Origin of the sequence: Phenylobacterium parvum (assembly GCF_003150835.1) — a bacterium.
GTDB lineage: Bacteria > Pseudomonadota > Alphaproteobacteria > Caulobacterales > Caulobacteraceae > Phenylobacterium > Phenylobacterium parvum.
The window spans coordinates 394,370-418,936 of record NZ_CP029479.1; the positions used below are offsets into that span (position 1 = coordinate 394,370).

General features: G+C 69.4%; 21 protein-coding genes, 1 tRNA gene and 1 pseudogene. 14 read left to right on the plus strand and 9 right to left on the minus strand.

Going from position 1 to position 24,567, the window contains the following annotated elements; all coding sequences use genetic code 11:
* Positions 1–20 precede the first annotated feature (20 nt).
* The 10 genes and pseudogenes from HYN04_RS01910 (at position 21) to HYN04_RS01955 (ending at position 11,181) form a co-directional block, all read left to right on the plus strand.
* Positions 21–2,015 (plus strand): tetratricopeptide repeat-containing sulfotransferase family protein, encoded by a 1,995-nt coding sequence (locus HYN04_RS01910; RefSeq protein WP_110451244.1) that lies wholly within the window; start codon positions 21–23, stop codon positions 2,013–2,015.
* Positions 2,016–2,086: 71 nt separating this feature from the next.
* Positions 2,087–4,432, plus strand: a complete 2,346-nt coding sequence (locus tag HYN04_RS01915) for a TonB-dependent receptor (RefSeq protein ID WP_110449200.1) — start codon at positions 2,087–2,089, stop codon at positions 4,430–4,432.
* 1 nt (position 4,433) lies between these two features.
* Positions 4,434–5,360, plus strand: coding sequence for an L-threonylcarbamoyladenylate synthase (locus tag HYN04_RS01920; RefSeq protein ID WP_241962659.1), 927 nt, complete (start codon positions 4,434–4,436; stop codon positions 5,358–5,360).
* Between the two features lie 47 nt (positions 5,361–5,407).
* Positions 5,408–6,817: an FAD-binding oxidoreductase gene (locus tag HYN04_RS01925; RefSeq protein WP_110449201.1), complete on the plus strand. Its 1,410-nt coding sequence runs from the start codon at positions 5,408–5,410 to the stop codon at positions 6,815–6,817.
* Positions 6,818–6,827: 10 nt separating this feature from the next.
* The gene (gene yaaA, locus HYN04_RS01930; RefSeq protein WP_110449202.1) at positions 6,828–7,619 is read left to right on the plus strand and encodes a peroxide stress protein YaaA; all 792 of its coding nucleotides are present in this window, start codon (positions 6,828–6,830) and stop codon (positions 7,617–7,619) included.
* Positions 7,620–7,623: 4 nt separating this feature from the next.
* Positions 7,624–8,421, plus strand: coding sequence for a 3-hydroxybutyrate dehydrogenase (locus HYN04_RS01935; RefSeq protein WP_110449203.1), 798 nt, complete (start codon positions 7,624–7,626; stop codon positions 8,419–8,421).
* Between the two features lie 87 nt (positions 8,422–8,508).
* A pseudogene (locus HYN04_RS01940) lies at positions 8,509–8,834 on the plus strand (PadR family transcriptional regulator).
* The gene (locus tag HYN04_RS01945; protein WP_110449204.1) at positions 8,831–9,406 is read left to right on the plus strand and encodes a DUF1700 domain-containing protein; all 576 of its coding nucleotides are present in this window, start codon (positions 8,831–8,833) and stop codon (positions 9,404–9,406) included. The pseudogene HYN04_RS01940 and the gene HYN04_RS01945 overlap by 4 nt, the downstream one beginning before the upstream one ends.
* Complete coding sequence (locus tag HYN04_RS01950; RefSeq protein ID WP_110449205.1) at positions 9,403–10,155, plus strand: GIN domain-containing protein; 753 nt, start codon at positions 9,403–9,405, stop codon at positions 10,153–10,155. The genes HYN04_RS01945 and HYN04_RS01950 overlap by 4 nt, the downstream gene beginning before the upstream one ends.
* Positions 10,156–10,395: 240 nt before the next feature.
* A complete protein-coding gene (locus HYN04_RS01955; protein WP_110449206.1) occupies positions 10,396–11,181 on the plus strand; it encodes an SDR family NAD(P)-dependent oxidoreductase in 786 nt (261 codons plus the stop codon).
* A gap of 11 nt (positions 11,182–11,192) precedes the next feature.
* Here HYN04_RS01955 and metZ read toward each other — a convergent pair whose 3' ends face one another.
* Positions 11,193–12,377, minus strand: a complete 1,185-nt coding sequence (gene metZ, locus HYN04_RS01960) for an O-succinylhomoserine sulfhydrylase (protein ID WP_110449207.1) — start codon at positions 12,375–12,377, stop codon at positions 11,193–11,195.
* 107 nt (positions 12,378–12,484) lie between these two features.
* Here metZ and HYN04_RS01965 point away from each other — a divergent pair, with 107 nt between their 5' ends.
* Positions 12,485–13,507, plus strand: a complete 1,023-nt coding sequence (locus HYN04_RS01965) for a 2'-deoxycytidine 5'-triphosphate deaminase (RefSeq protein ID WP_110449208.1) — start codon at positions 12,485–12,487, stop codon at positions 13,505–13,507.
* 13 nt (positions 13,508–13,520) lie between these two features.
* Here HYN04_RS01965 and HYN04_RS01970 read toward each other — a convergent pair whose 3' ends face one another.
* On the minus strand, positions 13,521–14,384 hold the full coding sequence (locus tag HYN04_RS01970) for a calcium-binding protein (RefSeq protein ID WP_110449209.1): 864 nt from the start codon (positions 14,382–14,384) through the stop codon (positions 13,521–13,523).
* A gap of 103 nt (positions 14,385–14,487) precedes the next feature.
* On the opposite strand from HYN04_RS01970, the gene HYN04_RS01975 reads away from it, so the two are divergent.
* Positions 14,488–14,562, plus strand: a tRNA-Gly gene (locus HYN04_RS01975).
* A 31-nt stretch (positions 14,563–14,593) separates the two neighbouring features.
* Positions 14,594–14,893 carry a DUF5658 family protein gene (locus HYN04_RS01980; protein ID WP_110449210.1) on the plus strand — a complete coding sequence of 100 codons (300 nt, stop codon included), beginning with the start codon at positions 14,594–14,596 and terminating at the stop codon, positions 14,891–14,893.
* A 14-nt stretch (positions 14,894–14,907) separates the two neighbouring features.
* Here HYN04_RS01980 and HYN04_RS01985 read toward each other — a convergent pair whose 3' ends face one another.
* The 3 genes from HYN04_RS01985 to HYN04_RS01995 form a co-directional block, all read right to left on the minus strand.
* Complete coding sequence (locus tag HYN04_RS01985; protein ID WP_199285983.1) at positions 14,908–15,942, minus strand: phytase; 1,035 nt, start codon at positions 15,940–15,942, stop codon at positions 14,908–14,910.
* Positions 15,942–18,713 carry a TonB-dependent receptor gene (locus HYN04_RS01990; protein ID WP_110449211.1) on the minus strand — a complete coding sequence of 924 codons (2,772 nt, stop codon included), beginning with the start codon at positions 18,711–18,713 and terminating at the stop codon, positions 15,942–15,944. The genes HYN04_RS01985 and HYN04_RS01990 overlap by 1 nt, the downstream gene beginning before the upstream one ends.
* A 126-nt stretch (positions 18,714–18,839) precedes the next feature.
* Positions 18,840–19,262, minus strand: a complete 423-nt coding sequence (locus tag HYN04_RS01995; RefSeq protein ID WP_110449212.1) for a PaaI family thioesterase — start codon at positions 19,260–19,262, stop codon at positions 18,840–18,842.
* Positions 19,263–19,403: 141 nt separating this feature from the next.
* On the opposite strand from HYN04_RS01995, the gene HYN04_RS02000 reads away from it, so the two are divergent.
* Complete coding sequence (locus tag HYN04_RS02000) at positions 19,404–19,877, plus strand: response regulator (RefSeq protein WP_110449213.1); 474 nt, start codon at positions 19,404–19,406, stop codon at positions 19,875–19,877.
* A gap of 12 nt (positions 19,878–19,889) precedes the next feature.
* On the opposite strand, the gene HYN04_RS02005 is transcribed toward HYN04_RS02000, so the two are convergent.
* From HYN04_RS02005 to HYN04_RS02020, 4 genes are all read right to left on the minus strand, one after another.
* Positions 19,890–20,774: a PEP-CTERM sorting domain-containing protein gene (locus tag HYN04_RS02005; protein WP_110449214.1), complete on the minus strand. Its 885-nt coding sequence runs from the start codon at positions 20,772–20,774 to the stop codon at positions 19,890–19,892.
* Positions 20,775–20,904: 130 nt separating this feature from the next.
* The gene (locus tag HYN04_RS02010) at positions 20,905–22,041 is read right to left on the minus strand and encodes an acyl-CoA dehydrogenase family protein (RefSeq protein ID WP_110449215.1); all 1,137 of its coding nucleotides are present in this window, start codon (positions 22,039–22,041) and stop codon (positions 20,905–20,907) included.
* Positions 22,042–22,077: 36 nt separating this feature from the next.
* Positions 22,078–23,283 carry an acyl-CoA dehydrogenase family protein gene (locus tag HYN04_RS02015; protein ID WP_110449216.1) on the minus strand — a complete coding sequence of 402 codons (1,206 nt, stop codon included), beginning with the start codon at positions 23,281–23,283 and terminating at the stop codon, positions 22,078–22,080.
* Positions 23,284–23,308: 25 nt separating this feature from the next.
* Positions 23,309–24,517 carry an acyl-CoA dehydrogenase family protein gene (locus HYN04_RS02020; RefSeq protein WP_110449217.1) on the minus strand — a complete coding sequence of 403 codons (1,209 nt, stop codon included), beginning with the start codon at positions 24,515–24,517 and terminating at the stop codon, positions 23,309–23,311.
* Positions 24,518–24,567: the final 50 nt, after the last annotated feature.

The window sequence follows — 24,567 nt, forward strand, 5'->3', positions numbered from 1 at the left end:
AGACCGCCATCCGGCAGGGCATGGCCCTTCTGGCCGCCCGGCCAGACCTCGCCGAGGCCCAGGCCAATGAGATCCTGGCGGCCATCCCCGGGCACCCCGCAGGCCTGTTGATCCGCGCCTCGGCGCGCCGTCGGCTGGGTCGGGCCGCCGAGGCCCTGGCGGACCTGGAGCCCCTGGCCGCCGCCCAGGCGACCTGGCCCCCGGCCCACCTCGAGCTCGGCCTCGCCCGCGGCGAGACGGGGGATTCGAAGGGCGCCGTGGAAGCCCTTTCCCGCGCGGTCGCCCTGGACCCGGCTCTGGTCGAGGGCTGGACGGCCCTGGCGGTCCAGCATCGCCTGCTGGGTCATGCCCAGGCCGCAGGTCGCGCCGAGGCCCGGGCCCTCAGCGCGGCGACCCGGGACCCGGTCCTGCTTGAGGCCGGGGCGGCCCTCAACGAGGGCAAGCTGGCGGTGGCTGAGCATCTTTTGCGCGATCGCCTCCGGGCCCGCCCGGACGATCCGCCCGCCCTGCGCATGCTGGCCGAGACCGCCACGCGCCTGGGGCGTTACGAGGACGCAGAGGCCCTGCTCCGCCGTTGCCTCGAACTGACGCCGGGGTTCATTCCGGCCCGCCACAACCTGGCGGTGGCCCTCTACCGCCAGACCCGGGCGGCCGAGGCCCTGGCCGAGACTGAGGTCCTGCTGGAGGCGGATCCGCGCCACCCCGGCTATCGCAACCTGCAGGCCGCCGCCCTGGGCCAGCTGGGCGAGTACGACAGGGCCATCGCCGTCTTCGAAAACCTGCTCGCCGACTACCCGGTCCAGCCCAAGGGCTGGATGAGCTATGGCCACGCCCTCAAGACGGTGGGCCGGCAGGACGCCGCGGTCGCCGCCTACCGCCGGGCTCTCGCCCTGTCGCCCGGCCTGGGCGAGGCTTGGTGGAGCCTGGCCAACCTCAAGACCTTCCGGTTTGCGCCGCAGGACCTGGACGCCATGCGCCAGGCCCTCGCCGGCGGGGACCTCTCGGACGAGGACCGGTTCCACCTGGACTTCGCCCTCGGCAAGGCCCTGGAGGACGCGGGCCATGACGAGGAATCCTTCTCGGCCTACAGCCGAGGCAACGCCCTGCGCCGGGCCAGCCTTGACTACGACGCCGACGAGACGCACCGGCACGTCCTGCGCTCCCGGGCCCTGTTCACGCCGGAATTCTGGGCCGCAAGGCAAGGGTGGGGCTGCCCTTCGCCGGACCCGGTCTTCATACTCGGCCTGCCCCGCGCCGGCTCAACCCTGGTGGAGCAGATCCTGGCCAGCCATCCGGAGGTGGAGGGCACCATGGAACTGCCCGACATGCCGGCCCTCGCCAAGCGGCTGGGCGGGCGCACCCGCCGCGACCAGGACTCCGCCTATCCCGACGCCCTTGCCGACCTCGATGCGGACGCCTGCCGCACCCTGGGCGAGGAATACCTGGCCCGCACCGCCCCCCAGAGAAAGACCGGCCGGCCCTTCTTCATCGACAAGATGCCCAACAACTTCGCCCATGTGGGGCTGATCCGGCTGATCCTGCCGAACGCGAAGATCATCGACGCCCGGCGCCATCCGCTGGGCTGCTGCTTCTCGGGGTTCAAGCAGCACTTCGCCCGGGGGCAGGCCTTTACCTATGACCTGACGGACCTGGGCCGCTACTACGCCGACTATGTCGACCTGATGGCCCATTTCGACCAGGTCCTGCCCGGCGCCGTCCACCGGGTGATCTACGAGCGCATGGTGGCCGAGCCCGAAGCTGAGGTGCGGGCCCTGCTGGACTCTTGCGGCCTGGAATTCGACCCGGCCTGCCTGAGGTTCTACGAGAATGACCGCGCCGTTCGCACCGCCAGCTCCGAACAGGTCCGCCGGCCCATCTTTACCGAGGGCCTCGACCAGTGGCGGCGCTTCGAGCCCTGGCTCGGGCCGCTGAAGTCTGCACTCGGGTCCGTCCTGAACGCCTATCCTGAGGCGCCTGCGCCACAGGAAAGACCCTACGATCATTCGGGAGATTGACAGCCCGGGGCCTGCGGACGGTTAGTGCGGGTGACGATTCGTGACTGTCTGACAACAGGATCCGTACTTCCATGACCCGTGCGACGCCTCCCGCCCGCCTGACGGCCCTCCTCCTGGCCTCAACCATGCTGGCGGGCGCGCCCTCGGCCTTCGCGGCGGAGGACGAGGCCGCCTCCGTCGAGGAGCTCGTCGTCACCGCCCAGAAGCGGGCCGAGAACATCCAGGACGTCCCGGTGGCGGTGACGGCCCTGTCCACCCGCAAGCTCCAGGAGCTCCACGTCGAGAGCTTCGACGACTACGTGAAGTTCCTGCCCAGCGTCGCCTACCAAAGCTCGGCCCCGGGCTTCTCGACCGTCTACATGCGCGGCGTGGCCTCGGGTGGCGATGGCAACCACTCCGGCTCCATGCCCAGCGTCGGAACCTACCTCGACGAGCAGCCCATCACCTCCATCGGCGGAGCCCTGGACCTGCACGTCTACGACGTGGCCCGGGTCGAGGCCCTGGCCGGCCCTCAGGGAACCCTCTACGGCGCCAGCTCCCAGGCCGGCACCATCAAGATCGTCACCAACGCCGCCGATCCCACGGGCTTCGCCGCCGCCTACGACGTCGGGGCCAATACGGTCAGCGATGGCGGGCCCGGCTATTCCCTGGAGGGCATGGTCAACATTCCCCTCAACGACCGCATGGCCGTCCGCCTCGTCGCCTGGAACACCCATGACGGCGGCTATATCGACAATGTGAAGGGGACCCGGACCTATCCGACGTCCGGCGTCACGATCAACAACAACGCCCGCGCCAGGGACGACTACAACGAGGTCGACACCTGGGGGGTGCGCATCGCCGGCCTGGTGGACCTGAACGAGAACTGGACGATCCGGCCCACCTTCATGAGCCAGGACACCCGCTCCGACGGCATCTTCGCCTACGACCGGACCCAGGGGCCGATGAAGGTGACCCACTACCTGCCGGAGTCCGGCCACGACCGCTGGCACCAGGCGGCCCTGGCGGTCGAGGGGCGGATCGCCGACTTCGACCTTGTCGTCTCCTCGGCCTACATGGATCGCCGGATCGACTCCCAGTCGGACTACACCGACTACTCGTTCTTCTACGACACCCTCTTCGGCTCGGGCGCCTACATCACGGACGCGACGGGCAGGGTGATCGATCCGACCCAGCGGATCACCGGCCGGGACCACTTCACCCGGGTCTCCAACGAGATCCGGCTGTCTTCGCCGCAGGACCAGAGGGTCCGCTTCGTGGTGGGCGCCTTCCAGCAGCGCCAGACCCACTTCATCGAGCAGAACTACCAGATCACCGGCATCGGCCCGGACATCACGGTCACCGGCTGGCCCGACACCCTGTGGCTCACCGAGCAGCAGCGGATCGACCGCGACTACGCCGCATTCGGCGAGGCCTACGTCGACCTGACCGAGAAGCTGACCCTGACCCTGGGGATGCGGGCGTTCAAGACCGACAACTCCCTCGAAGGCTTCTTCGGCTTCAGTGATGGCTACTCGTCCCGCACCGGCGAAGCCGCCTGCTTCGCCCCTGGCAAGGTCGGCCGTGCGCCGTGCACCAACCTGGACAAGCGGGTCAAGGAGACCGGCCAGATCTACAAGATCAACCTCAACTACAAGTTGAGCGACGACAAGCTGGTCTACGCCACCTACTCCCAGGGCTTCCGGCCGGGCGGCATCAACCGGCGCGCGACGCTTGCGCCCTACGAGGCCGACTATCTCTACAACTACGAGCTGGGCTGGAAGACGGAGTGGGCGGACAATTCCATCCGCTGGAACGGCGCAGTCTTCTTCGAGACCTGGAAGGACTTCCAGTTCTCCTACCTGGGCGCCAACTCCTTCACCCAGATCCTCAACGCTGGCCAGGCCGAGATCAAGGGCGCGGAGACCGAGGTCAGCTGGGCGGCGCCCGTCCAGGGCCTCACGGTCACCGGAGGCGCCTCCTACACGGACGCCTACCTGACCGAGGCCTACTGCGGCACGACGGACGCCCAGGGCAAGCCGATCAAGACCTGCGCCGATCCCCAGGCGCCTTCGGGAACCGCCTTGCCGGTGACGCCCAAGCTCAAGGCCAACGCCCGGGTGCGGTACGAGTTCGACCTGTCGGGCTTCGAGGCCCACGTGCAGGCGGTCGGCCTCTACCAGAGCGAGGCTTGGCCGGACCTGCGGCTCGAGGAGCGCGGGATCCTGGGCCAGCAGGACGCCTTCGGGTCGGTGGATGTCGCGGCGGGCCTCGCCCGGGGCAACTGGCGGGCTGAACTGATCATCAGCAACCTCTTCGATGAGGTCGGCGACAAGTACCGCTACGCCCAGTGCACCCCCACGGTCTGTGGCGGACGGACCTACTCCGTCCCGATCCGTCCCAGGACGATCGGCCTGAGCTTCGGCCAGAAGTTCTAGGGTGTCGCCGGCGGGATCGCCGGCCGCGGCGGCTGCGGCCCTGCGGGAGGGACGGCTGGTCATTCTTCCGACCGAGACCGTCTATGGCCTGGCGGCGGATGCCGGGAACCCGCGCGCCGTGGCGGCCGTCTACGCGGCCAAGGGCCGCCCGGCCTTCAACCCGCTGATCGCCCATGTCGCCAGCGTGGAGGCCGCACGGGAGATCGCGGTCCTCAGCCCCGACGCGGAGATCCTGGCCGCCGCCTTCTGGCCGGGTCCCCTGACCCTGGTCCTGCCGGTCCAGCCGGGCGGGCGTGTCTGCGACCTGGCGCGGGCAGGGCTCGACACGGTCGCCGTGCGGGTTCCCGCCCACCCGCTCGCGCGGGCCGTTCTCGAAGCCTTCGGCGGACCGGTGGCGGCGCCCTCGGCCAACCGGTCAGGCCGGCCCAGCCCCACCACCCTCGCCGCGGCGATGGCCGAGACGGGGGATGAGGCGGCCATCGCCCTGGATGGCGGTCCCTGCGAGGTCGGGCTGGAGTCCACGGTCGTGTCCCTGCTGGACCAGCCCCGCCTTCTGCGACCCGGCCGGGTGACGCGGGGCGAGATCGAGACCCTCGTCGGGCCCCTGGCCGAGGCCGAGGCCGATGCGCGCCGCTCGCCGGGCCGGCTGACCCGCCATTACGCGCCGGAAGCCCCTGTCCGGCTGGAAGCTGACGGGCCTCGGCCCGGCGAGGCCTTCCTGGCCTTTGGGCCGGCCCCGGCTGGCGGCGAGGTGCTGAATCTCAGCCCGACGGGCGACCTCGTGGAAGCGGCGGCCAACCTCTTCAGCTTCCTGCGGGAGGCCGACCGGCGCGGCCCTTCGGGCATCGCCGTCGCGCCCATCCCCGAGGCCGGCCTGGGCGAGGCCATCAATGACCGTCTCCGCCGCGCGGCGGGCGCCATCGGCTGAGCGTGTCGCTCTGGCCTCGGCGGCGCCGAGCGCCTACCTTGCCGGGCATGACCACCAACCCTTCCGACGCCCTGCTGAGCCGGCTCAAGGCCCTTGTCGGGCCCGACGGCTGGACGGATGACCCGGACATCCTGGCGCCCCGCCTGGTGGAGTGGCGCGACCGATGGAGCGGGCGCACGCCCCTGATGCTGTCCCCGGCCACCCCGGAAGAGACCGCCGCCATTGTCAGCCTCTGCGCCGCCGAGGGCGCGCCCCTGACCCTCCAGGGCGGCAATACGGGCCTGGTGGGCGGCCAGATCCCGCAGGGCGAGATCCTGCTGTCCACTCGGCGGCTGCGCGCCATCCGCGACGTGGACCCGGTGGACGACGTCCTTGTGGCCGAGGCGGGCGTGACCCTGGCCGAGGTGCAGGCCGCCGCCGCCGCGGCGGGGCGGCGGTTCCCCCTGAGCCTGGCCTCCGAGGGGACTGCGACCCTGGGCGGCGTGATCTCCACCAATGCCGGCGGCGTCGCCGTGCTCCGCTTCGGGACCGCCCGCGACCTGGTGCTTGGCCTGGAAGCCGTGCTGCCGAACGGGGAGATCTGGCGCGGGCTGCGGCGGCTGCGCAAGGACAACACCGGCTACGACCTCAAGGGTCTGCTATCCGGGGCCGAAGGCACCCTGGGCGTGATCACGGCGGCCAGCGTCAAGCTCTTCCCCCAACCCGCCGGCCGGGCCGTGGCCATGGTCGGCCTCGACAGCCCCCAGGCGGCCCTGGACCTGCTCACCCGCGCCCGCCGGGCTGTCGACGCGGGCCTGGAGGCCTTCGAGCTCATGGCGCGCCAGGGCGTCGTCTTCGCCCTCAGGAACATCCCGGGCCAGAGGGACCCCCTGACGACAGACCCGCCCTGGCGGGTCCTGCTGGAAATCGCCTCTCCCGATCCCGAAGAGGCTGGACGGCGGATGGAGTCCCTGCTGGCCGAGGCCTGCGAACACGGCGTCGCCGGCGAGGCGGTGATCGCCGCCAGCGAGGCCCAGGCGGCGGACTTCTGGTCCCTGCGCGAGAACCAGTCCGCCGCCCAGAAGCCCGAGGGGGCGACCTGGAAGCACGACATCTCGGTGCCGGTCAGCCAGGTCCCGCGCTTCATCCACGAGGCCTCCGAGGCCATGGCCGCCTTCGCGCCGGGCTGCCGGATCAGCGCCTTCGGCCACGTGGGCGACGGCAACATCCACTTCGACGTCCTGCGCCCCGAGGGGGGTGACGATGCGCCCCACCGGGTCCGACGCGCCGAAGGACAGGCCCGCGTCCACGATATCGCCATCGCCCTGGGCGGTTCGGTCTCGGCCGAGCACGGCCTGGGCGTCATGAAGGCGGACGAGGCCCGTCGCCAGAAGGACCCCGCCGAGATCGCCCTGTTGTCCGCCATCCGGGTCGCCCTGGATCCGGGCCGCATCCTCAACCCGCGCGTGCTATTCTGAGAGTCGCACCATGCTGATCCTGCTTTCCCCCGCCAAGGCGATGGACTTCACGCCGCCCCCCGTACCGGCGCCCATGACCCGCCCGGTCCTGGAGGCCGAGACCGCCCGGCTGGCGGAATCCACGCGCCGTCTCTCCGTGGCCCAGCTCCGGGCCCTGATGGACCTGTCCGAAAAGCTGGCCGTGCTGAACCGCGAGCGCTTCCAGGCCTTCGATCCCCACGCCGAGGGCGCCCTGCAGGCGGCGTTCGCCTTCAACGGCGACGTCTATGCCGGCCTGAAGGCCCGCGAGCTGGAGCCGGAGGCCCTGGCCTGGGCCCAGGACCATGTCCGCATCCTCTCGGGCCTCTATGGCGTGCTGAAGCCCCTCGACGGCATCCAGCCCTACCGGCTGGAGATGGGTTCGCCCCTGCAGACCCGCCGCGGCAAGTCCCTCTACGCCTTTTGGGGCGACCGGCTTGGCCGGGCCCTGGCGGCGGAACTGGAAGGGCGCGCCGACCCCGTCGTCGTCAACGCCGCCTCGCAGGAATACGCCTCGGCCGTCGACCGCAAGGCCCTCCGGGCCCGGGTGGTGGAGGTCCGCTTCCTCGAGGAGAAGGACGGCCGCGCGAAGATCATCAGCTTCTTCGCCAAGCGCGCCCGGGGCGCCCTGGCCCGCTTCGCGATCGACAACCGCATCGAGCGCGCCGACGACCTGAGGGCCTTCGACCGCGACGGCTACCGTTTCCAGGCCGGGGACTCCTCGGCCGATCTCTGGGTCTTTTCCCGGCCCCAACCCGCGCCAGTCGGCGCCGACAAGGAGTAGGCCCATGGCCGTCGACTACAAGCTGGAAGGCCACGTGGCGGTCATCACCGGCTCCACTAGCGGCATCGGCCAGGCCCTCGCCTCGGCCCTGGCCGAGCAGGGGGTCAATGTGGTCCTCAATGGCCTCGGCGACCCGGCAAAGATCGAGGCGGATCGGCAGGCCCTCCAGGCCCGCACCAACGCCGCCGTCCGCTACCACCCCGCCGACATGACCCGCCCGGAGGAGATCAAGGACCTGATCGCCTACGCCGTGCGCGAGTTCGGGCGGCTGGACATCCTGGTCAACAACGCCGGCATCCAGCACGTGGCGGCGGTGGACGAGTTTCCCGAGGAAAAGTGGGACGCCCTGATCGCGGTGATCCTGACCTCCACCTTCCACGCCAGCCGGGCGGCCATTCCCATCATGAAGGCCCAGGGCCGGGGGCGGATCATCAACATCGCCTCGGCCCATGGCCTCGTGGCCTCGCCCTTCAAGGCGCCCTACGTGGCGGCCAAGTTCGGGGTGGTGGGCTTCACCAAGGGCCTGGCCGTGGAACTGGCCCGGACCGGAATCACCGCCAACGCCATCTGCCCGGGCTATGTGAAGACCCCCCTGATCGAGGCCCAGATCGTCGACCAGGCCAAGACGCGCGGCATTCCCGAGGACCGGGTGATGGAAGACGTCATCCTGGCCGCCCAGCCCACCAAGAAGTTCGTCGAGTACGAGCACCTGGCCGGCATGCTGCTCTATCTCGCCTCCGACGTCGGCGCCTCCGCGACGGGCGCGGCCCTGTCGGTGGATGGAGGCTGGACCGCAACCTGACGACGCAAGGTATCTTTTTAAAAAAGGTACCTTGTCACGACAGATACCTTGCGATAGACACCTCTTCATCAGAAGGAGGCATCTGTCTTGCCCGAAGCCGTACAGGTTCAGCTGAAGAGGGGGGTCCTGGAGCTTTGCGTCCTGGCCCTTCTCTCCCGCGCCGACGCCTACGCCTATGATATCGCCGCCCGCCTCGCGGTCGCGATCGACATGGGCGAAGGCACGATCTACCCCCTTATGCGCCGGATGCAGTCCGAAGGACTGGTCGACACCTACCTGGTCGAAAGCCCCTCCGGCCCCCCCGCAAATACTACCGGCTGACCCCCGCGGGTCGGACCAGCCTCGCCGCCCAAAAGGCCGAGTGGCTGTCCTTCTCCGCCTCCGTCGGCGAAATCCTTGGAGACGAAAAATGAGCCGTGAGCTCTTCCTGGGCCGGTTGAGGACCGGACTCGCCGGCCTGCCGCCGGAAACCATCGAGGACTATGTGGCCGACTACGCCGCCCACTTCGACGAGGGCGTCGCCGCCGGTCGCAGCGAGGCGAACGTCGCAGCCGGCCTCGGCGACCCCGCCCGCCTGGCGCGGGAGCTGAAGGCCGAGGTCGGCCTGAAGCGCTGGGAGGCGGAGCGGAACCCCTCCGCCGCCGCGACCGCGATCTTCGGCCTCCTGGGCCTGGGGGCGATCGACGTCCTGATCCTCCTGCCCATTCTCCTGCCGATCCTCGGCGTCCTGCTTGGCTTCGCCATCACCTCGGTGGTGGGCTTCGGGGCCGGAGCCTTCGTCTTCGTCAGCGGGGCCTTCTTCGACGCCGTCCGTGAGATCGCTGCTGTCATGTTCGCGGGTCTCGGGGTCATGGCCGGAGCCGTCTCGCTCGGCGCCCTAACGGCCCTGGTCACCGTGGGCCTGGTCAACGCCCTGGTCTGGTATGGCCGCCTGCACCTGAAGCTCCTGAAGCCGGCCCTCGAAGCTGGGGAGGCCCGCACGTGATCCGCACCCTCGCCATCATCGCCGCCGCCGGGTTCGTCCTCTGCCTCGGGGCCCTCTCGGCCGCTGTCGGCCTCGCCGGCGGCTCCAAGGGCCTGCACGACAAGATCACCCAGTTCGCCAAGGAAATGGATATCCAGATCGAGACCGAGGCGGGCGACGAGATCATCCTCGGCGTCGCCGAGGGGCCCAGCGTCACCCGCAAGCTGGCCTGGGACGGGACCGACACCCTGGAGATCGACGCCTTCGCCGACGTCACCTATGTCCAGGGCCCGGCCCGGACCGTCAGCCTGGAAGGTCCCGCCGCCCTCCTCGACAAGATCACGATCAAGGACGGCAGGATCGACTTTGAAGGCGGTCGCTGGAAGGGCGGCGCCCTGAAGGTGGTGATCGAGGCGCCTGGGGTCAGCCATTTCGACATGGGCGGCGTCCAGGACCTGAAGATCACCGGCTACGACCAGGATACGCTCGAGGTCAATCTCAGCGGCGCCGGTCGTGTCACGGCCACCGGCAAGACCCGCAAGGCGAGCCTGGCGATCTCCGGGACCGGCGCGGCCAACCTCGCCGCCCTGGAGATGGACGAGGCCGAGGTCGACCTCTCCGGCGCGGGCAAGGCCACCCTGGGCCCGAAGCAGTCCGCGAAGATCGACGTGTCCGGCATCGGCGAGGTCGAGCTCACCCGCCGGCCCGCCCAGCTGGAGCAGAATATCTCTGGCGCCGGTCGGGTCAGCCAGCCGGGTCTGCCCGGCTAGCGGACGAGACGATCCTTGGGGTGGAAGGGGGATCTGCATCAACCCTTCCGCCCCTCTGGTCGCCAGATCCCGTGCGGCCCTCCCGACACCTTCGCGCCCCACCGACCCCGGACTGGCTGCGAGCCCCCGGCGGTGACCTCATCCAGCTCGAATTTCCCGCGCTGTACTGCTGATCCGGCTTGACGCCCGACGCCGCCTTGCGGTCCTTCATTCCCGACACAACACAAGGGAGGATGACCCATGGCCTATCGGCCTTTTGATCTGACGGGAAAGGTGGCCCTGGTCACCGGCGGCAACGGCGGCATCGGCTTCGGCATGGTGGAGGCCCTGGCCCAGGCCGGGGCGGACGTGGTCATCTGGGGCTCCAACGGCAAGAAGAACGCCGCCGCCGCCGAGGCGCTGAAGGACGTAGGCGTGCGGGTGCTGACCCAGGTGGTGGACGTGGCCGACGAGAACGCCGTACGCGAGGGCATGGCCGAGGCGGTGCGCCAGATGGGCCGGATCGACACCGTAGTGGCCAACGCCGGCATCGGCGGCGGCGCCTCCTCCTTCGCCGATTTCCCCACCGAGACCTACCGGCGCGTGCTGGCGGTCAACCTGGACGGCGTCTTCTTCACCTTCCGCGAGGCCTGCAAGCACATGGTCGAGCGGGCCGACGGCGGCGACAAGGCGGGCGGGTCCCTGGTGGTGATCTCGTCCCTCTCGGCCTACGACGGCGCCCCGCGCAACGAGGCCTACGCCGCCACCAAGGGAGCGGTGATCTCCATGATCCGCGCCATCGCCGTGGAGCACGCCCGCTACGGCGTCCGCGCCAACGCCGTCCTGCCGGGCTGGATCGCCACCGACATGACCGCCGGGGCCCAGGGCAACGACAAGTTCAACGACGCGGTGATCCGCCGCGTGCCTGCGCGCCGCTGGGGCCAGCCCGCCGACTTCGGCGGCATCGCCGTCTACCTGTCCTCGGACGCCTCGGCCTTCCACACCGGCGACAGCTTCCTGATCGACGGCGGCTACGGGATCTTCTGACCCGGCGCCCGTCAGACCTTGTCGAGGGCCTGGAGGACGTCCTCCGCCAGGTCCTCGGCGTCTTCCAGGCCGACGCTCATCCGCACCCAGCCCTCGGTGAGGCCGATCTCCAGCCGCTCTGACTCCGACATGGAACGGTGGGTCGTGGTGCTGGGATGGGTGGCCATCGACTTGGCGTCGCCCAGGTTGTTCGAGATGTCGACGATGCCCAGGGCGTCGAGGAAGGCCCAGGCGCGCTCGCGGGTCCCGAGGTCGAAGGCCACGACGTTGCCGGGACCCGTCATCTGGCGGGCGATGAGGTTGGCCTGGGGATGGTCCGGCCGCCCCGGGAAGACCGTCCTGCGAACGGCAGTGTGACTGCATAACGCTTCGGTCACCCTCACGGCGTTGTCCGCCTGCCGGCGGACACGCAGGTCGAGGGTCTCCAGCCCCTTCAGCAGCACCCAGGAATTGAAGGGCGACAGGGCCGGGCCCGTGTGCCGCAGGATGTCGCGGTAGGCCTCGCCCATCAGCTCCGCCCCGCCGAGGATGGCGCCGCCCAGCACCCGGCCCTGACCGTCAATGTGCTTTGTGGCCGAGTAGACGACGATGTCCGCCCCCAGCTCCAGGGGCTTCTGGAAGACCGGGGTGGCGAAGACGTTGTCCACCACCAGCCGGGCGCCGGCCTGCCGGGCAAGGGCGGCCACCTCGGCGATGGGCGTCACCTCCAGCAGGGGATTGGCCGGGCTCTCCACCAGGAAGGCGCGGGTGTTGGGCCGGATGGCGTCGGCCCAGGCGGCGGGGTCCGTGGCGTCGACGAAGGTCACGTCGACCCCGAAACGCGGCATCCACTGGGAGAGGATCCACCGGCAGGAGCCGAACAGGGCGCGGCCTGCAACCACGTGGTCCCCGGCCCGGACGAGCCCCTGCAGGGCCACGTGTACGGCCGACATGCCCGAGGCCGTCGCCCGGCACATCTCCGCCCCCTCCAGCAGGGCGAGGCGGTCCTCGAACATCTGCGTCGTGGGGTTTCCGAAGCGCTGGTAGATGAAGCCGGGGTCCTCGCCGGAGAAGCGCCGGTCCGCCGCCGCGGCGCTGTCGTAGGCGAAGCTCTGGGTCAGGTAGAGGGCCTCGGAGATCTCGCCATAGGGCGAGCGCGCCATACCGCCGCGCACCATCCGGGTCTGGGGGCGCCAGTCCTTGGGGTCTTGGGTCATGGGCGGTCTCCGTGTCAGGAGCCCGCTTCAACCGCGACGGGCGCCGCAGGTCAAGCGGCGCGCCGGTTGGCCTTGCCATTCCCCGGCCGTGCGGCGAGTGTCCCCCCATGTCCGAGACGTCCGGCGCGGGGATTCTGCCCTGCCAGTCCCTTGAAGCCCTGATCGCCAGCGAGGCCATCGCCGCCGACCGGCCCTTCGATCCTGACCAGGTCCAGCCGGCCAGCCTGGACCTGCGCCTGGGCGTCCGGGCCTGGCGGGTGCGCGCCTCCTTCCTGCCGCGTCCCGGCCGCACCGTGGCCGACCGGCTGGCGGACGTGATGATGCACGAGATCGACCTGTCGGCCGGCGCCGTGCTGGAGCGGGGCTGCGTCTACATCGCCGAGCTGCAGGAGCGCCTGGCCCTGCCCAAGGGGGTCTCCGCCCGCGCCAACCCGAAGAGCTCCACCGGACGGGTCGACGTCTTCGTGCGCCTGCTCACCGATCACCAGCCGGCCTTTGACGACGTGGCCGACGGCTACCGGGGCCCGGCCTTCGTCGAGATCGCCCCCCAGACCTTCCCGGTCCTTGTCCGCGCCGGAACCCGCCTCAACCAGCTGCGCCTGAAGCGGGGGGACCCGCCGCGCCTGGCCACCCTCAGCGTGGGCGTCGACTTGGAGAGCGAGGCCGTCGCCGGTTTCCGCGCCCGCCGCCACGCCGGCGTGGTCGACATGGACCGGGTCGGCGGCCATGACCCCCGGGACTTCTGGGAGCCCCTGACGCCCCGCCGCGGCGAACTGCTGCTCGATCCCGGCGAGTTCTACATCCTGGCGTCCCGCGAGGCGGTGGAGATTCCCGTCCTGCAGGCGGCGGAAATGACCCCCATCGACCCTTCGGTGGGCGAGTTCCGGGTGCACTACGCCGGCTTCTTCGATCCGGGCTTCGGCGCCGCCGAGGCCGGGGCGACGGGCTCCCGGGGCGTGCTGGAGGTGCGCAGCCACGAGACGCCCTTCCTGCTGGAGCACGGCCAGACCGTGGCGCGCCTGGTCTTCGAGCCCCTGACCGAGAGGCCCTCGCGCCTGTATGGCGAGGGCGGAAGCCACTACCAGAGGCAGGGTCTCAAGCTCTCCAAGCACTTCCGGCCCTGGAGCTAGCCCCCCGGGCGTCTCAGAGCCGGTCCCGCACCGGCAGCTTCATGGTCGAGAACCGGTCGTCCAGGTGCTCGATCTCGAGGAAGCCCGAAGAGGCGCCAAAGGGCTTGTAGATCGAGAAGGTCTTGGCGATCCCCAGGGTGGCGGCGCTCTCCAGGGGCGAGACGAAGCTGCAGTCGCGGTCCAGCCAGTGGGGCTGGCTCATCCAGTAGGACAGCTGGTCGCGGGTGAGGGCGTAGAAGCCCGAGTGCGGGTTGCGCGCCCGCTGGAAAACGCCCTCCCGGCCGAAGGGCGAGCCGTACAGGGTCTCCTCATCCGTCACGTGGCGCTTCATGTCGGCGGCCAGGGCCGGCGCCAGGTCGCCGTCGATGTAGGTCTTCGGGGCGTGGCCCGCGGGGTTCAGCTCGACCCGGTTGGGCATGAGCACGCGACGGGGGCCGAAGGTGCGGTTGAACCAGACGATCTTGTCGACAAAGGCCGGGTCGTTGATCTTCAGGTCGTCCTCGCTGAAGACGAACAGGTCGTAGAGGTTGCGCCAGGCCGCGAAGAGGCCCTGGGCGGTGAAGCCCAGCATGCGCGGCTGGTCGAGGGTGTGCTTGGCCACCCGCACCCCCATGGCCGTGCAGAACTCCGGCGTCATCAGGTGTTTTTCGTTCGCCGTGGTCACGACGATATCCACGGTGTCCTCGGACCGTGGGCCCATGTGGAAGGACCGCGAGCCCACGTCCAGCATGGCGCTGGGGCCGAAGTGCGCCCGCCAGCTGCGGATCGCCGCCTCGACCGCCGCCTTGCGGTCCGCCTCGCGGCTGCCATCGGTGGAGGCGTGCCGGGGCTTGGCCTCGGCGGCGAAGTAGTGAGCCAGGATGACCAGGATGCGCATGGGACCCGCCGTATGAAGTCCCCTGTTACCTACAGGCCCCCGCGCCCGGGGGAAAGCCGCGGCCTTGAGCCCGGCCGCCGCCGGCTGTAAGGAGACGAGGCGCGCGGGCGTAGTTCAGAGGTAGAACGCAAGCTTCCCAAGCTTGATGTCGGGGGTTCGATTCCCCCCGCCCGCTCCAGTCCTCCCCACCGTTCGGAGCCAAGGTCGGCATGCCGATCGAACTGCCCCTCGCCGGCGTATCCACCTTCCTCGCCTTCCTGGATGCGGCCATCACCCATTTCGGGCTCAAGGGAGGGCGGGTCGAGGAATCGAACCCCGCCGTCCTCTGGGTCTACCAGCGGCTTCCACCGGCGCTGTTCATCGCCCTCTTCGCCCTGACCCACGGAGCGCTCTCCCTGGTCGGCTTCCACCTCTTCGGTCCTCCCGCCCAGTGGGGCTTGGCCGCGGCAGGCCTTGCCCCGGTGATCTGGAATATCTGGCTGCTCTTTCTGACCCGTAAGGCGGGCTAACCCGACCTGCCGGATCAGGGAGTGGGCGTCCGAACGGCCCTGAGGATCTCCGCCCAGGAGGCCAGCTTGAAGTTCTGGGCGTTGGGGGCGTTATCGCCGTCCTGGGCGATGAAGAGGCCGTCTGGATAGGCGCGGCTGAAGCGGCCCAGGGCCAGGGCTATGCCGTCGGTCTCCTCGGTGGAGCCCAGCTCGCCGCCGGAAATCCGGAAACGTCCTGCGGGCGTGAGCTCGGGCAGGCGATATAGGGCGTAGGCGTTGTCGCCCTGGCTGGAGACCACCAGCCAGCCCCCCGTGCGGCCTTCGGCCGCCAGGGCCAGGCCCTCGACATCCGGGACCAGCTGGACCCCGTCGGCGCGGATCGCCAGGCGACCCTCCGCTGGGGCGCCGGGCCGGGCGTCGAACACCCAGACCCCGGCCCTCTCCTCGCCGACGTATAGGGTGCGGGTGCGGTTATCGACCACGCAGCCCTCGGCCTGGGACGGAACCCCCAGCTTCCGGACGACTGTGCCGGATACCTTGTCGCGTCCCAGGTCCAGGCGGACCTGGACGACCTGCCCGTCCTTGAGCACCGAGAATGCGTGCACCTGTCGGTCGATCACGGCAAGGCAGACGCCATAGGCCTCACCCGCACCGCCCTCGGCCTGTCCCAGGGGCAGGAGGGCGCCGGTGCGGGTGTCCAGCCGGTAGACCTTCAGGAGGGCCCGGGCCGGATCATTGCGGTCGGAAGCCACGACCACCACGCCCCGTGCGCCCAGGTCGACAAGGTCGACATTGTTCACGCGGCCGGCCGGGTTGAAGTGAACGCTTTCCCCCGACAGGCGATAGACGTGCAGGCCCGCCTTCTTGTCGGTTCCGACGACCAGGCTCTTCTCCGGGTTCCTGGGATCCCGCCAGATAGCGGGATCGTCGGCGGCGTCGTCTGCCACGGTGCCGACCGGTACGGTCTGGCCCCGGGCCGGGACGCTGGCCGTCTGGGCCTGTACGCCCCCGGCGACGAGACCCGTCGCCAGAACGCCCAGAACCAGCCCCTTCAGCCGCGCCGTCATCATCAGAACGAGACCCGAACGCCGCCGGCATAGCGCCGCCCAAACCGCTCCCACTCGATGGTGTAGCTGTCGGTGAAGCCCGTTGGGATGCCGGTCGCCGTCAGGAGGTTGCCGGGCTCGGCGAAGCGCCGGCCGGGGTTGTTCAGGAGGTTGGTGGCGTCGAAGTAGAGCTCGACGTTCTTGTTCACCTCGTACCGGGCGGAGAAGTCCAGCTCGTCATCCTCGGCCCAGTAGGTGTCGCCGGCGTCCGCCAGGTCATCGGCGTAGCCGTCCAGCCATTCGGAGCGCTTCTGGTAGCTGAGGCGCAGGGATACCCCATACTTCTCGTAGTAGCCGCTGACGTTGTAGACTTGGTCAGAGGTCCCCGGCAGGCGCAGCTTGCGGGCCGGGATGGCGCCGATGGCGGGCTTGAGCACCTTGCTGTTGTTGAAGGTGGCGTTGGCGCTGAAGCCGAAGCCTCCCATCCATTCCGGAACGCCAAGGCCGTCCACCCAGGGGTCCAGCTGGAACTGGGCGGCCAGTTCCAGGCCCGCCAGGCTACCGTCGCCGCCGTTGGTGATGCCCGAGTAGAGATAGCCAGAGCGATCGATCCCATTGCTGTTCAGGGCGTCGGAGCCGAAGGTGCGGGTCTGGCGGTAGAGCACGTCCTCCACGCGCTTGAAGAAGACGCCGGCCATCAGGTAGCCCTGCGGCTCGACATACCACTCGAGGTAGGCGTCGAAGCCGTGGGCCAGCTCGGGCCGGACCGCCGGGTTGCCGCCCGAGATGCTCTGGTTGGCGTCGTTCACCGTCACGTTGGGACGCAGCTGGTCGTAGTCGGCCCGGGCCGCGCCGCTGTTGTAGGACAGGCGCAGCTTCTTGGTCTCGTCCAGGTTCACATTCACGTGGAGGCTGGGGAAGACCAGGGTGCGGTCGGATTCGGCCGTGATCGGGCCGGTCACACCGGCCACGGTCGCGACGGCGGTCCCCCGATTTTTCAGGTTCTCGACCCGAACGCCGCCGATGGCCGAGCCCCAGTCCCACTTCACCGTACCCATGGCGTAGCCGGCGTAGACCTGCTCGCGCACGTCGTAGATGTTCCCGGTCACCGGGTTGAAGGTGTAGGCCTTGCGCGCTGCGCCCGCCGCCGTGCGCATCTTGTCAGCGTCGAAGTAGCGGAAGGTGTAGTCCATCGGGATCTTGCCGAGGAAGGCCTGGTCCAGGGAAAAGGCGTTGTAGTCGGTGGGAATGCCGATGGCGGTGAACTGGGCGGCCTGGTTCAGGACCAGGTTCTTCTCGTCGACGACCTTGGTGCGCTGGTCAAACTGGAAGCCAACCCGGAAGGTGGCCTCGCCACCGAGGAACTCGGCCTCCTTGGCCACCGAGATCCGGCCCGTGTAGGCGGTGGTGGTGTCGACGGCGTCCAGGAGGGTCAGCGAGGTGAGGGGCTTGGTGAAGGTGTCGATGTTCGTCACCGGCGTTCCCGCCTGGTACCGCGTGGGGCTGGACAGCTGCAGGGTCGTCGACAGCAGCAGGCGCGACCGGTCGGGGTCAGAGAAGTCGTAGGCCACGGTCGGGCGCAGGGTGCGGGTGCTGGGGCTGTCCCAGGTCGTCTCGCCGACCACCGAGCGGTCGTCCTTGGACTCGGTGTAGTTGGCCAGCCAGTTCAGCGACCAGCCGTCTCCGAAGCCGTGATCCCCTTCCAGGGTGTTGGTGAAGATCGACTGCTCGAAGGCCCGCAGGGTCGAGCGCTGGCGAATGTCGATGCCGTAGACGGTCCCCTTCATCGGGGTGTTCCCGATGCAGATGTCGGCATAGCCCGTATTGGTCGGGGTCGGGTTGGGGGCGGTGGCGCAGGCATCGGTCAGGGGCTGCAGGTCCGACTGACGGTCGTCGAGGTCAAAGCGGTAGTTGTCCCGCATCTCGTCGTCGGTGAAGGTCGTGTAAATGGACCTCAGGGAGATGTGGTGGTCGCCCTGGCGCCAGTCCCCGCGGCCGGAGACCGACCAGTTCTTGCGGGTCAGGCGGTAGAGCTTGTTCTCGGCTTCATGCGCCCAGAAGCGGGTCAGGTTGCCGGGCCGCTGGTCCTGGGAGACCCGCTCGTAGTCGGTCTCGAAGTTGTCGGTCACCATGTCCCGCTGGAAGTATGAGGCGGAGACGACAAAGCCGACCTCGCCGTCGCCGAGGTCATAGCGGTTGGAGGCGACGCCGTAGGCTTCGTACTGGGGCTTGTCCCCCAGTTCGGCGATCCCATACCCCGCCTTGGCCCCGAGCTTCAGGCCGGGATAGTCGAAGGGCGAGCGGGTGATGATGTTGACATTGCCCGACACGGTCTCGCCCGGCATGTCCGGCGTCACGGCCTTGGACACGATGATCTGGGAGGCGATGGCCGACGGCACGGCGTCGAACCGGGCGTCGCGGCCTTCGGGACTGACGACGTTGATCCCGTCGAAGCTCAGGGTCGTCCAGTAGTTGGGCGCGCCGCGGAGGCTGACATAGCGGGCCTGGCCCTGGTCGCGCTCCACCGCCACGCCGGGCAGGCGGCTGGCGGCCTGGGCGATGTTCTGGTCCGGCAGGCGACCGACGCTGTCCGAGGCGGCGACCGCCACCAGGGAGTCCGAGGCCTTCTGGGTGCGCAGGGCCGCAGCTTCGGATTCCGCGATCGGCCGGGAGGCGGTGACGATGACCTCGCTGACGGCGCCGGCGTCCTGGGCCCGGGCGGCGAGGGGAGAGAGAAGGGCGGTGGTGCAGACCAGCGCAAGACGAAGCGCCGCCGGGCGGGAGATGAAGGTCATCGCAAGCATCCTGTCGGGTGGGGGGCGCTCTACGGCGCCATTCGTCCCCCGGATGCCCAAGCTTCTTGACGCCTGCGCGACAGATCCTTGACGGTTTGACTACAGCGGGTCTTGCGGCGAATCCGCCTACCCCATCGCCGCCTTCGACCCTGCCTCCACCTTGGCGCGCGGGATCAGGCGGATGGTGGAGGTGGCCTTGGCCAGGACCTCGCCGGCGGCGTTCAGGAGGCGGCCCTCGGCGAAGCAGGTCGACTTGCCGGCGCGCTCGATCCAGGCCTCGGCCAGGACGAGGCCCGGCCGGGCGGGTGCAAAGAAGCTGACCTTGAGCTCCAGGGACATGGGGGTCATGTCGCCGCCGCCCGCCATGGCGGCGTGGGCCATGGCCGCGTCGATCCAGCCGCAGATGAAGCCGCCCTGCACGACGCCGCCCGAATGGCACATGTGGACGCCGGCCAGGTACTCGATCGCCGCCCGGCCGGGCTCGAAGGTGACCAGCCGCTGCTGTCCGAGCGTCTTCTGGAGGTCCTGTAGGGGCGGGGCTTCGGGCATGGCGTTTCCCTCCGGATCATGCGTCAGGCCGACTTAATGCAGGACGCGGGGCGGGCCGTCGAGGGGGAGGCCCTGCGGCGTAACCTTCTCGCAACCTGGGGACGCTAGGCAGGAAGGCACGAAGCGAAATCCGGGCCGCGAATGGTTCCTCTCAGCCGCGAACTTGTTGTTCTGGTCATCGACGACAATGTCGGCATGCGCAGCATCATGACGGCTGTGCTCCGCGCCCTGGGCTTTTCGGAAATCCGGCTGGCCGACGACGCGATCGAGGCCCAGAAGATCATTCCCCACGTCAAGCCGGACCTGATCATCACCGACCTGAAGATGCCGATCCTCGACGGCGTGACCTTTGTCCGCAACCTACGCGCCGACGAGTCCAATCCCTTCAGCGAGGTCCCGATCATCGTCGCGACGGGCCATACCGAAGAAAAACACGTCAAGGCCTGCATCGCGGCCGGCGTGGACCAGTTCCTGGCCAAGCCCATCACCGGCCGGGCCCTGGCCGAGCGGATCACCCGGGCCCTGTCTCCGGACCGGCAGTTTGTCAGGGTCGGCGACTACAATGGCCCGCACCGCCCCATGGGGCGCAACTACCCATCCGCCGACGTCGAATAGTCGCCTCCGGTCTCAGGGCGTCGGCGCTTCGGGCATCAGGCCCTCGGACTTCAGCTGATCGTAGGCGGCCTTCTGCAGGCCCCTGGCCTGGGTGGGGGAGAGCCCCAGTTCGTAGGCCGCGACCTCCCGTTCGCCAAAGGTCCTGGGGTCCATGCCCGTGACGGCGCCGAAGATCACGAGGGCGCTGAGGTAATAGCCGGCCGCGCTGGCGTGGTACTGGTCCCATCCCCACAGGTCGACCTTGCCGAAGGCGACCCCATCGTAGGGGTTGGGGTCGGCGACGCCCGTCTCCATGGCCCGGTTCCAGGCCTCGCCCACGGGAAGCACCCCGCGGACAGACTTCGAGGCCGCCCGGGCCCGGTCGTAGCCCGCCCGGACGTCCCGGGCCATGGCGGCGATGGGCTTGCCCTTCCAGGGGCTGGGCTTGAGGTAGGTAAGGTCCGCCCGGGACCAGGTGGCCTGGTAATAGATCCTCGCGGAGGGATTCTTCTGGGCCAGGATGTCCGAGAGCTGGCGTCCGGACTCGATCAGCCGGGTCGGGTCCCCCGGGCGTTCAAGGTCCAGGGTGGACTGGCCCTGGAGGATGACCACGTCCCAGGGCCGGTCGATCAGGGGCATGCGGTTGGCGAGGTGCCAGTCGAAGTTCTTGCCGGGCGAGGTCTCGAGGCTGACCTTGTAGTCCAGCCGGGCCTGGGTGGTGAGCACCTTGAAGATGGCCGGAACGCCGCCGATGCCTTCCCGGTTCAGGTCGGTCACCTGTTCGGGACGGTAGCGGAGCACCGGGGAGGTCGCCCCGAAGGTGAAGCTGTTGCCGACGAAGAGGATGCTCTCGGCCCAGGCTGCGGTCGCGGCCAGGCTTAGGGCGAGGGCGGCGAGGACAGGGCGAACGGCGCGCATGGGGGTCTCCGGGATTGACGCTCCAAGAGACCATGTCCCCCGCCCTGCGGCAATTCGCCCGGCGCCAAAGAAAAAGGCCCCCCGGCGAGGTCGCCGGAGGGGCCCTGGAAGTCGGACCTGAGGTCCGGGATCAGTAGCCGTTGATCCGGGCGTAGCGGTCGCGGTGGTAGCTCTGGCTGCCGAAGGCCGCCTCGGCCGCGCGGGCGCGCTTCAGGTAGAAGCCCGAGTCATGGGCATCGGTCATGCCGATGCCGCCATGCATCTGGACCATCTCGTTGGACACCAGGTGGAAGACGTCGCCCATCTTGGCCTTGGACAGGGACACCAGCTCGGCGACGTCCGGGCTGTCGGCGTCGATGGCCTGGAGGGCCGCCTCGACGGCGCTGCGGGCCAGCTCGAGATCGGTGAACATCTTGGCGGCGCGGTGCTGCAGGGCCTGGAAGGAGCCGATCACCTGGCCGAACTGCACACGGACCTTGAGGTAGTCGAGGGTGGTCTCGAAGGCCTGGTTGGCCGAGCCGAGCATCTCGGCGGCCAGGGCCGCGCGCACGCGGTCCAGGGTCTTTTCCAGGACGTCCCAGCCCTTGTCGGCGGCGCCGAGGACGGCGTCGGCGCCCACTTCGACCTTGTCGAAGGTGATGTTGGCCGCGCCGCGGTTGTCAGCGAGGGCCAGGCGCTTGCGGCTCACGCCCTTGGCGTCGGCGGGGACCAGGAACAGGGTGATCCCGTCCTTGTCGCCCGGCTTGCCGGAGGTGCGGGCGGAGACCACCAGCAGGCTAGCGGCCAGGCCTTCGATCACGAAGGTCTTGGTCCCGCTCAGGCTGTAGCCGGCGCCGGACTTGGTCGCGGCCAGGGCGACCTTTTCCGGGGCGTGGTGGGGGCCTTCGTCCACCGCCAGGGCGCCGACGACCGTGCCTTCGGCGATCTTCGGCAGCCACTCGGACTTCTGGGCGTCAGAGCCGCCGAGGACCAGGGCCGAGGCGGCGCCCACGCCAGAGGCGATGAGCGGAGAGGCGGTCAGGGTCCGGCCCAGTTCCTCGAGGATGAGGCCCATGGACAGGTAGCCGAAGGCCGAGCCGCCGTACTCTTCCGGGATGATGACCCCGGCCCAGCCCATCTCGGCCATCTCGTTCCAGGCGTTTGCGTCGTATCCGATCTCGACGCCGGAATCGCGCATCTTGCGGAAGGCGGTGACCGGGCTCTTTTCCTGGGTCCAGCTCTTCGCGGCGTCGCGGAGCATGCTCTGTTCTTCGTTCAGAACGGCCATTTCAGATAATCCTTAATCTCGTCGTGTCGGTGGATGTCAGTTGTGCTGGGTAAGGTCGGGCAGGCCGAGGATGCGCTTGGAGATGATGTTGCTCTGCACCTCCTGGCTGCCGCCGTAGATCGTGAAGGCCTTGCCGCCCAGCCAGCCGCGGACGGCGCCGAGCTCCTCGGCCTTGAAGGCGTCGCCTTCCCAGCCGAGGCCCTGGTGGCCCATGATCTCGAGCGTGAGCTCGTGGCGCATCTGCATCCAGCTCGTGCCGGCGTTCTTCATGATCGAAGTCGCCGCGCTGGGGCCGGAATTGCCCTTGCTCTCCAGCATGGCGCGCACGGCGGTCTGCTGGAAGGAACGGCCCTCGATCTCGTGCTGGACGACGCGGGTGCGAAGGTCGGGGTCGGAGATCCGGCCCTGCTCGTCCACGCCGACATACTCGCGGGCCAGGTCCACCAGGGACCGTCCGCCCATGCCGCCGCCGCCGCCGGCGCCGGACAGGCCGCCGCGCTCGTGCTGGAGAAGGCGCTTGGCGATGGTCCAGCCGCCGTTCAGCGGCCCGACCAGGTTCTTCTTCTCGGCGCGGGCGTCGGTGAAGAAGGTCTCGCAGAAGGGCGAGTTGCCGGCGATCAGCTTGATCGGACGCACTTCGACGCCCGGCTGGTGCATGCTGAAGAGGACGAAGGAGATGCCTTCATGCTTCTTGGTGGTGTCGGTGCGCACCAGGCAGAAGCACCAGTCGGCGTACTGGGCGCCTGACGTCCAGATCTTCTGGCCGTTGATCAGGAAGTGGTCGCCCTTGTCCTCGGCCCGGGTCTGCAGGGCCGCGAGGTCCGAACCGGCGCCCGGCTCGGAGAAGCCCTGGCACCACTGGACGTCGCCGCGGCAGATCAGCGGGATGTGCTCCAGCTTCTGGTCCTCGGTGCCGTACTCGAGCAGGGTCGGGCCGAACATCATCACGCCCATGCCGCCGATCGGGTTGTAGGCCCCGGCGCGGCCGAACTCCTGCTGGATCACCCGGGCCTCAGCGGCCGAGAGTCCGCCGCCGCCGTATTGGGCCGGCCAGGTGGGGGTGCCCCAGCCCTTGGACCCGACCGCCTTGCGCCAGGCTTCCTGGGCCTCGGTCGGCTTGGAGCGCTCCTCGCGCATCATCGGGTTGGGCCGGCCCTTCAGCTCGGCGGGGAAATTGGCCTCGACCCACTCGCGAACTTCCTTGCGGAAGGCCTCGGGATCGCCGCCTCCAAAATCAGCCATGAAAAGTCTCCTTCAGAAATCGGGCTCAGCGCGACTGGGTCAGGTCGGGCAGGCCGAGGATGCGCTTGGAAATGATGTTGTTCTGGACCTCGTTGGAGCCGCCGTAGATCGAGCCGGCCTTGCCGGAAAGCCAGCCGCGGACCGCCGAGAGCTCGGCCGCCGCGAAGTCCTGGCCCTCCCAGCCGAGGCCCTGGTGACCCATGAATTCCAGGGTCAGCTCGGCCCGGTCCTGGGCGATCTTCATGTTGGCGTTCTTCATGATCGAGGTCGTGGCGCTGGGGCCGGAGTTGCCCTTGGCCTCCTGCGCCGCGCGGCGGACCGTGGCCTGCAAGGCGGCCTGGTCCATCTCGTTCATGACAATGCGGGTGCGCAGGTCCGGGTCGGCCAGGCGGCCCTGGTCGTCCTCGCCCACATACCTCTTGGCGACCTGGCCCAGGATGACCTTCTGGGCGGGACCGCGGCGGGCGCCGTCCATGCCGCTGCGCTCATGCTGGAGCAGGCGCTTGGCCACCGACCAGCCGCCGTTGAGCGGGCCGATCAGGTCGTCCTTGGGCACCTTCACGTCGGTGATGAAGGTTTCGCAGAAGGGCGAGTTGCCGGCGATCAGGCGGATCGGGCGGGCCTCGACGCCGGGCTGGCGCATGGAGAAGACCACGAAGGAGATGCCTTCATGCTTCTTGGTGGTGTCGGTGCGCACCAGGCAGAAGATCATGTCGGCCCACTGGGCGCCTGACGTCCAGATCTTCTGGCCGTTGACCAGGAAGTGGTCGCCCTTGTCCTCGGCCCGGGTCTGGAGCGAGGCCAGGTCCGATCCCGCGCCGGGCTCGGAGAAGCCCTGGCACCAGCGAATACGGCCGTGGACGATGTCGGGGATGTACTTCTGCTTCTGGGCCTCGGTGCCGTACTCCAGCAGGGTCGGGCCAAACATGCTGACGCCCATGCCGACGATGGGGTTCACGGCGCCGATGGCCGCCATCTCCTGCTGCAGCACCCGGGCCTGTTCGCGGGAAAGCCCGCCGCCGCCGTACTGGGCCGGCCAGGTCGGGACGCCCCAACCCTTGGCGCCCATGCGCTCCTTCCAGAGGGCGAAATCGCCCTTCGGCGGCTCGGGGGACATGACCATCGCCTCGAGCGCGGCGAGATCTTTGCGGAGGGAGGCGGGGAAATTCGCCTCAAGCCAGTCGCGGGCCTCGGCCCGGAAGGCGTCGAGTCCACTGTCGCCAAAATCGGCCATCAGAAATACTCCCTAAAATTCAATATCTTATCCCCAATCATACCATGCAG